The sequence below is a fragment of the Phenylobacterium sp. genome, assembly GCF_031181185.1.
Classification (GTDB): Bacteria; Pseudomonadota; Alphaproteobacteria; order Caulobacterales; family Caulobacteraceae; genus Phenylobacterium.
Genome location: NZ_JAPSKZ010000026.1, coordinates 23604 through 31053, shown reverse-complemented (window position 1 = coordinate 31053; position 7450 = coordinate 23604). Strand labels below are relative to the sequence as shown.

The 7450-nt window shown below is 71.2% G+C and carries 9 protein-coding genes; 2 read left to right on the top strand and 7 right to left on the bottom strand.

The genetic code is table 11. The annotated features are described in order from the left end of the window. The 4 genes from RIF93_RS05130 to RIF93_RS05115 all read right to left on the bottom strand — a co-directional run. On the bottom strand, nt 1-473 hold a 473-nt coding region (locus RIF93_RS05130; protein WP_309089090.1), incomplete at its 3' end, for an NTP transferase domain-containing protein. A 58-nt stretch (nt 474-531) separates the two neighbouring features. Continuing rightward, the gene (locus RIF93_RS05125) at nt 532-1305 is read right to left on the bottom strand and encodes an SDR family oxidoreductase (protein ID WP_309089088.1); all 774 of its coding nucleotides are present in this window, start codon (nt 1303-1305) and stop codon (nt 532-534) included. A gap of 11 nt (nt 1306-1316) precedes the next feature. Next, complete coding sequence (locus RIF93_RS05120; RefSeq protein WP_309089086.1) at nt 1317-2366, bottom strand: phosphotransferase; 1050 nt, start codon at nt 2364-2366, stop codon at nt 1317-1319. Continuing rightward, nucleotides 2363-3145, bottom strand: a complete 783-nt coding sequence (locus tag RIF93_RS05115) for an SDR family NAD(P)-dependent oxidoreductase (protein WP_309089084.1) — start codon at nt 3143-3145, stop codon at nt 2363-2365. The genes RIF93_RS05120 and RIF93_RS05115 overlap by 4 nt, the downstream gene beginning before the upstream one ends. A 137-nt stretch (nt 3146-3282) precedes the next feature. Here RIF93_RS05115 and RIF93_RS05110 point away from each other — a divergent pair, with 137 nt between their 5' ends. Next, nucleotides 3283-3972 (top strand): TetR/AcrR family transcriptional regulator, encoded by a 690-nt coding sequence (locus RIF93_RS05110; RefSeq protein WP_309089082.1) that lies wholly within the window; start codon nt 3283-3285, stop codon nt 3970-3972. Between the two features lie 99 nt (nt 3973-4071). Here RIF93_RS05110 and RIF93_RS05105 read toward each other — a convergent pair whose 3' ends face one another. The 3 genes from RIF93_RS05105 to RIF93_RS05095 all read right to left on the bottom strand — a co-directional run bounded on the left by RIF93_RS05105 (nt 4072) and on the right by RIF93_RS05095 (nt 6149). Further along, on the bottom strand, nt 4072-4428 hold the full coding sequence (locus tag RIF93_RS05105) for a hypothetical protein (protein WP_309089081.1): 357 nt from the start codon (nt 4426-4428) through the stop codon (nt 4072-4074). A 12-nt stretch (nt 4429-4440) separates the two neighbouring features. Continuing rightward, nucleotides 4441-5010 carry a polysaccharide biosynthesis/export family protein gene (locus tag RIF93_RS05100; protein ID WP_309089079.1) on the bottom strand — a complete coding sequence of 190 codons (570 nt, stop codon included), beginning with the start codon at nt 5008-5010 and terminating at the stop codon, nt 4441-4443. 104 nt (nt 5011-5114) lie between these two features. After that, nucleotides 5115-6149, bottom strand: a complete 1035-nt coding sequence (locus RIF93_RS05095) for a fatty acid desaturase (protein WP_309089077.1) — start codon at nt 6147-6149, stop codon at nt 5115-5117. Nucleotides 6150-6486: 337 nt separating this feature from the next. Between RIF93_RS05095 and RIF93_RS05090 the strand changes: the two genes are divergently transcribed. After that, nucleotides 6487-7326: a transglutaminase-like cysteine peptidase gene (locus RIF93_RS05090; protein WP_309089075.1), complete on the top strand. Its 840-nt coding sequence runs from the start codon at nt 6487-6489 to the stop codon at nt 7324-7326. Nucleotides 7327-7450 lie beyond the last annotated feature (124 nt).

The following is a 7450-nucleotide window of genomic DNA, read 5'->3' as shown; positions in this document are numbered from 1 at the left end:
GCGCCGCGCAGGCGCGGGACCGCGTGGGGCGCCGCCTCGATCAGCTGCAGGTCCATGGCGGCGATCAGCCGGGCGACGGACCAGTTGGGCTGGGCGTCGGCGGGGATCCCCGCGAGCTCCAGGACCATCGGGAAGTGCAGATGGGCGTAGGCCGCGCCGGGCGCGGACGCCGCTAGCAGCCGCTCGAGATCGGATGGCAGGAGCGTGGGCGCGTCGGTGGCCAGCACCAGGGCGCGGGTGGCGCCGGCCCGGCGCAGGGCCGCAGCCCCGGCGCAGACGCCGCCGACGGGGCCCCCTGGCGCATCCTCCAGGACGTGCGGCAGGCCCAGCTCGGCGCCCCCGACGGTGACGACGGGCTCGGCGCCGACCGCGCGGGCGACGTCCGCCACGCGATCGACGGCGCGGCGGCCGCCCCAGTCCTGCACGGCCTTGTCGGCGCCCATGCGGGACGAGGCTCCGCCGACCAAGATCATGGCGCCGAGGCGTGACATAGCCGCTGGTTACAGGCCGGCGGACCGGCGGACCAGCCCGTCAGCGGGTCTGCCCGCCGTCGACGGGCACCACCGCGCCGGTGACGAAGCTGGCCAGCGGGCTCAGCAGGAAGGCGGCGACGGCGCCGATCTCCTCCGGGCGCCCGAAGCGCTTCAGCGGCACCTCGCGTTCGATCCAGCGGGTCCAGGCCTCGGCGCGCGGGCCGTTGGCGCGGCTTTCCCAGTCGCCGCCCGGGAAGATGATGTTGCCGGGCGCGATGGCGTTGACGCGCACGTTGCTGGGGCCGGCGATGCGGGCCAGCTCCTTGGCCAGGTGGTTCATCGCGGCCTTGGCCGTGCCGTAGGTCAGCGGCGTGCCCAGCGCGCCCAGGCCCGCGATGGAACTGATCAGCAGGAGCGAGCCCTCCCCGCGCGGCGTCATGCGGCGGAGGGCGGCGCGGGAGAGGCGCCAGGCGGAGTCGAGGTTCTGGGCGAATCCGGCGTCCCAGATCTCGTCGCTCACCTCGATGCCGGGCGGGCACGGGTGCAGGCCGACGTTGGCGACCGCGCCGAAGATGGGACCGAAGCGATCCTCTGCCCGGGCCACGGCGTCCTCGATCACCTGGGTGTCACGCATGTCGCCCGAGATCGCGAAGACACGATCCTCGCCGTGCTCGGCGGCGAGGCGGGCGCGGACCGCTTCCAGCGCCTCGGCGCCGCGGGCGGTGATGACGAGACGGGCGCCTTCGGCCAAGCAGGCCTCGACAATGCCCAGACCGATGCCGCGGCTGCCGCCGGCGACGAAGATGACCTTGTCTTCCAGGTGCAGGCGCATGAATCTCTCCTTCAGTCGCGGCCGTCTAGGATGGCCAGGGCCTGTTCGGCCAGCGGCGGGCAGCCGTTCACCGCCTCGCGCTCGCTGGCGACCACCCCGGCCAGAGTTCGGGCGTAGACGCCTTGCGAGATCGAGGCGAGCCGGAAGATCGAGAACGCCATCAGGAACGGCCAGTCCTCTATCCGTTCGCGGCCCGTGCGGGCGCAGTAGGCGGCCACGTACTCGGTCTCGGTGGGGATGCCGCTTTGCGCGAAGTCCACGCCGTCGAGGCTGCCCCACGAGGGGCTGTGGGAACGCCACAGGAAGGCGTTGTAGGCGATGTCGGCCAGCGGGTGCCCGATCGTGGAGAGCTCCCAGTCCAGCACGGCGACGATGCGGGGCTCGGTCGGGTGGAACATGACGTTCTCCAGCCGGTAGTCGCCGTGGGTGATCGAGACGGACGGGTCGGCGGGGATGCGCTGCGGCAGGCGCTCGATCAGGGCGTCCATGGCCGGGATGCTCTCGGTCGCGGCGTCGCGGTACTGGCGGGTCCAACGGGCGACCTGGCGCTCGAAGTAGTTGCCGGGCCGGCCGTAGCCGCCCAGGCCGGCGCCTTCGAAGTCCACCTGGTGCAGGCGGGCGAGGACGGCGTTGAGGTCGTCGTAGATCGCCGCGCGTTCGGCAGGCGCCAGGCCCGGCAGCGTCGCGTCCCGGAAGATCCGTCCCTCGAGATAGTCCATGACGTAGAAGGCGGTGCCGATCACCTCGGGGTCCTCGCACAGCGCCCGCATGCGCGGGACCGGGAGGTGGCCTTCCAGGGCCTTCATCACCCGGTGCTCGCGATCGACCTGGTGGGCGCTCGCCAGCAGCTGGCCCGGCGGCTTCTTGCGCAGGACGTAGCGGGCGCCGTCGGCGCCCGTGAGCAGGAAGGTCGGGTTGGAGGCGCCGCCCTGGAACTGCTGGACGCGGAGGCTGTCGCCCACCTCGGGGATCACGCGGCGCAGCCAGGCGTGCAGCCGCCCCTCGTCGAACCGGTGGGCCGGGACGACCTCGCGGACGGGCGGAGCCGACGGTTCGGTCATCGCGGAGCCATGCGGATGGCGCCGTCCAGGCGCACGTCCTCGCCGTTGAAGTAGCCGCAGGTGATCATGGTCTCGGCCAGCTGGGCGAACTCCTCGGGCTGGCCCAGCCGGCGGGGGAACGGCACCGAGGCGGCGAGGCCTGCCTTCACGTGCTCGGGCGCACGGGCCAGCAGCGGCGTGTCGAAGATGCCCGGCAGGATGGTGTTCACCCGGATGGCCTCGCTGGAGAGGTCGCGCGCGACCGTGAGCGTCAGGCCGACGATGCCGGCCTTGGAGGCGGTGTAGGCCACCTGGCCGATCTGGCCTTCCTCGGCGGCCACGGAGGCGGTGTTGACGATGGCCCCGCGGTCGCCGTCGTCCAGCACCGGCAGGGTCAGCATGCCGGCGGCGCTCTTGGTGATGCAGCGGAAGGTGCCGATCAGGTTCACCTGGATAATCCGCTCGAAGTTCTCCAGCGGGTATTCCTTGATCTCGCCGGTCTCCTTGTCACGCGAGACGGTCTTGGCCCCGCCGCCGACGCCGGCGCAGTTGACGAGGATCCGCTCCTGGCCGTGCGCCGCGCGCGCTTTGGCGAAGCCGGCGTCCACCTCTTCGCTGGAGGTGACGTTGACCTTGCAGAAGACGCCGCCGATCTCGTGCGCCAGGGCCTCTCCGCGCTCCTCGTTCAGGTCGAACAGGGCCACGCGAACGCCGTGGCCGGCGAGCCGGCGGGCCGTGGCCTCGCCCAGGCCGGAGGCGCCGCCGGTGACGACGGCCGAAACGGTGTTGTCGAGCTTCATCCTGGATCTCCCCTCGTTCGGAGGTGAGTTCGGCCCAGGCGCCGTGGCGGCAGTCCAGTCAGATCACCCGTGGCCGCCGGTCGGCTCAGAGGCAAGCAGGCTGGACGGATGGCGCGCCCCCTGGCCAGGATGGGCCCATGACGATCGACGCCTTAGCCGACGCCGAGAGGCCAACGAGCCGACGCGAGGAAGCCAAGGCCGAGCGCCGGGCGCGGATCATCGCCGCAGCCCGCGACCTGATCCGCGAGACGGGCGACGCGGGCCTCTCGATGCGGGCGCTGGCGGCGCGAGCCAACGTCAGCCTGGCGACGCCCTACAACCTGTTCGGCTCGAAGCGCGCCATCGTCGTGGCGGTGCTGAACGACATCAAGGATTTCCACACCCGCTTCCGCAGCCGGTCGTCCACCGACCCGATCACGCCCATCTTCGAGGCCGTTCGGCTGCAGGTCAGCTACTACCAGGCGGACCCCGCCTTCTACCGGACGCTCTGGGCCGAGGTGTTCAACGTGGGCGGCGTCGAGGCGCGCAGCGCGCTCTGGAACCCGCAGCGGGCGGCGTTCTGGCAGGGGCTGCTGGCCGAGGCGCAGCGGTCGGGCGCGCTGTTGGCCGACGTCGACCTCGACCTGCTGCTGCAGGAGCTGGACTTCACCTTCCGCTCGGGCGTGCTGCACTGGATCCTGGGCGAACTCGCCTTGGAGGCGCTGCACGTGGCGGTGGGCTACGGCTACGCCCTGGTGTTGCGGGGCGCGGCGACCGAGGCCTGGTCCGAACGCCTCCGCGAGGAGCTGCTGCGCTTCCAGGCCGAGCTGCGGCCCGCGAACAGATAAAACGGAAGCGACGCGACGCTGGCGGCCGAAGGAGACGCCATGACCGGTCGCGTCGGTCGGAGGCGAGCACCCCTGCTGTTTGGCGGGCTGATCGGCTGGCTATGTCGGCCGTCGGGCGGACGCCACGAGCATCGGCAGGACCGCCACCACCACGCCCGCGAAGTCCGCCATGAGATCGCGGGCCTGGAAGCCGCCGGGCACGCCGGGGACGGCCTGCAACAGCTCGACGCCCAGGCCCAGGCCGAGCATGGTGCCGCCGGCGACGAGCGGCGACAGTCGGGGGAACGCGGCGATCGCGCAGGTCAGCAAAGCCCAGACGAGAAGCGCGTGCTCCACGACGTCGCCGGGGACGCGCCCCGACGCCCAGCGGGCCTCGGTGTCCACGACGCGGACCGCGCCGTAGAGCGCGAGGACAGCCAAGGCGGCGCGCGCGGCGAGGCGTCCCGGCTTGCCCACCTCAGGCGCGGCCTAGAAGAACCGCTCGGCAATGCGGATGGTGTCGCCCGGCGCTACCGGGGTCGTGCTGTTCAGCGGGAACTCCTGTTCCTTCTCGCTGTCGGCGCGCTTGATGAACACCCGTTTGGTGTTGGCCCGGTAGGTGAAACCTTCGGCGGTGGCCACGGCGTTCATCACCGTCAGGCCGTTGGTGTAGGGGTACTCGCCGGGCTTGTTCACCTCGCCCAGGATGTAGAAGGGGCGGTAGTTCAGCACTTCGACCGAGACCTTCGGGTCGCGCAGGTAGCCGTCCTTCAGCGCCGTCTCGACCGCCTTCTGGAACTCCGGGATCGTCAGGCCCGCGGCGGCGACCTCGCCGATCAGCGGCAGCGACACCTTGCCAGAGCCGCCGACCTGGAACTCGCCGGTCAGGGCCTCCTCCCCGAAGGTAATCACCCGGATCTTGTCGCCCGCGCCCAGCTTGTAGGCGGCGACGTCGCGCACGGTCGAAGCTTCGCGCTCCTGCGCGGCGGCGACGCCGGCGAACGCGAACAGACCCACGCAGGCGGCCATCAGCACGGCCAGCCATCCAAATCGACGCATCCCCGAAAACTCCACGCGCGTCCCCAGCCGCTACATACCGCACTGCGGCAGCGCTCGGAATAGCGACCGGCGATCCGTCGCACCAGCGAAGAGATGGATGCGCGTCAGGCGCCCTGCGGCGCCCGCTCGGATTGGCGGGCTGGGGCGGCGGCGCTGGCCTGCCGGAAACCCACCAGCCGCTCGGACGCCTCGTCCCATAGCGCCAGCCGCAGACTGGCGAAGGCGTCGCGAAGGCCGAGCACCGGGGCCGCCGCGAGCGCCGGCTCCCGGCGCACCGCCTCAGGCAAGCGGTAGAACGGGATCCGCGGCGCGGCGTGGTGCACATGGTGGGCGCCGATGTAGGCCGTCCACCAGGCGAAGGGCTGGGGCAGTTTCAGGTGCGAGCTTCCCGCGAGCGCCGCACGGTCCCGGTCCCAGGCGGCGTTGCGGGACCAGTAAGTCTCCTCGAACTGGTGCTGCACGTAGAAGAGCCAGACGCCGATGGTGGCGGCCAGGATCACCACGGGGAGGTGCGCGATGAGGAAGGTGCGCACCCCGAGGAGCGCAATCAGGGGCGCGGCCAAAGCGAGCAGTCCCAGATTGTTTCCGAGCACGCTCCTCCACGCCCAGCCCTCACGCATGACGCCGATCGGCAGCCGATGCTGCAGCACGAACATGTAGGTCGGGCCCAGCCCCAGCAGCGTCACCGGATGGCGGTAGAGCCGATAGGCGAGCCGCCGCGGCCACGGTAGCGCGCGGTACTCGGCCACCGTGAGCAGTTCGATGGCGCCGAGGCCGCGGCGATCGAGATTGCCGGAGGTGGCGTGGTGCACCGCATGCGTGCGCCGCCAGTACTCGTAGGGCGTCATGGTCAGCACCCCGGCGAGCCGCCCCACCCAGGTGTTGAGGCCCCGCGTGGGGAAGAAGGCCTGATGGCCGCAGTCGTGCTGGATCATGAAGAGGCGCACGAGGAAAAGCGCTGCGGGCGGCACGAGCAACAGGCCCCACCACCAGCCGCGCGCGACGGACAGATAGAGGCTCGCCCACAGCGCGATCAGCGGGATGACGGTCGCGGCGAGCTCCCATAGGCTGCGCCGCGGGTCCGGCCGCTGGTAAGGCGCGAGCGCGGCCGAAAGGCTCCGAGGGTCAGGCAAGGTCAAAGGTATCCGAGGCTGCGAGGGGCAGCCCGCAAACGCGCCGCGGCGGCTCGCGTTCAGTACGGCAAAGGCGCCATCCCCGGCCATCATAGGGTGAATCCCCGTAAAGCAGGATTAATTTCGATAAACCAAGATTTCAATAAGCCTAATCTCAGATTTACCGCGGGTTTACCCAGGAAAACGGAGACTTAATTCCCCATTTATTCTGACGTAACCATGCCAATACAGGCACCCTTAACAGCCTGATGCGTACACCAGACCCAATAAGAACGAATTGGGTGATGGTGTGGTGCTTCAAGTTAAGGTCCTGCGGCGGCTTGCAGCCGTCGCAGGACTCTGGATGAGCGCGTCGGCCTCCCTGGCGGCCCCGCAAGCTCCGGCCTTCCTGCCGGCCGGCCGGATCGCCCTGCCCCCGGCGGGGTTCGTCGACTTCTGCGGCCGCCAGCCCCAGGACTGCGGCTCGGACGCCGACCAGGTGCTGGCCGGCGTGCGCCAGGCCGAGGCCGATCGGCGCGCCCTGCTGTCGCCGGCGCCGTTCCAGCCGGCCACAGCCTCGGTGGGCGTGACGACGAACGCCGTAGCCGTGACGCCCGCCCTGACGCTGCTGCCGGTCGACGAGCCGCTGGCGGCGGTCGTCGAAGCCGCCGCCCCGCCCGCCGACGTGGCGTTCATCGATCCGACGACGCGCGCCGTGGCCCGGGCGCCAGCCGTCCCGAAGCTGACGCCGGACCTCTGGGGCAAGCTGAACCGCATCAACACCCGCGTGAACGCCGCCATGCGCCGCGAGACCGACGCCCAGGCATGGCGGCGCGAAGACTACTGGTCCACGCCGCTGAAGGACGGCCAGGCCGTCGGCGACTGCGAGGACTTCGTGCTCGAGAAGCGCCGGGCGCTCCTGGAAGCCGGCGTGCCGGCGAGCGCGCTCAACATCGCCGTCGTCACCACCACCTGGGGTGAAACCCACGCGGTGCTGCTGGTCGCCACCAGCAAGGGCGAGTTCGTGCTCGACAACCTGTCCTCCTGGGTCCTGCCCTGGCGCGAGGCCCCCTACCGCTGGCGCCAGCGGCAGATCGGCGGCGACGCCTTCAACTGGGCCATGGCGGCGCCGGAGGCTCTCCCGGCCAAGCGCCTGCAGGTCGCGTCGTTCAGCCCGGCGGAATCACGCCCGATCCAACCCTGATCGGCGGCGGCGGCGCCATCCCCCGAGCGTCGATCTTGGACGGCCGACGACCGCTGCGCTCGCGCGCGGCGCCGGCGGCCCGAACCCATGTTGACGGCGCCTGCCCGTAGACCGCTAAGCTGGT

Excerpts from the sequence above, each read along its gene's own strand:
- RIF93_RS05125 (WP_309089088.1), bottom strand. The coding sequence starts at position 1,305 with ATGCGCCTGCACCTGGAAGACAAGGTCATCTTCGTCGCCGGCGGCAGC.
- RIF93_RS05120 (WP_309089086.1), bottom strand. The coding sequence starts at position 2,366 with ATGACCGAACCGTCGGCTCCGCCCGTCCGCGAGGTCGTCCCGGCCCAC.
- RIF93_RS05115 (WP_309089084.1), bottom strand. The coding sequence starts at position 3,145 with ATGAAGCTCGACAACACCGTTTCGGCCGTCGTCACCGGCGGCGCCTCC.
- RIF93_RS05110 (WP_309089082.1), top strand. The coding sequence starts at position 3,283 with ATGACGATCGACGCCTTAGCCGACGCCGAGAGGCCAACGAGCCGACGC.
- RIF93_RS05100 (WP_309089079.1), bottom strand. The coding sequence starts at position 5,010 with ATGCGTCGATTTGGATGGCTGGCCGTGCTGATGGCCGCCTGCGTGGGT.
- RIF93_RS05090 (WP_309089075.1), top strand. The coding sequence starts at position 6,487 with ATGAGCGCGTCGGCCTCCCTGGCGGCCCCGCAAGCTCCGGCCTTCCTG.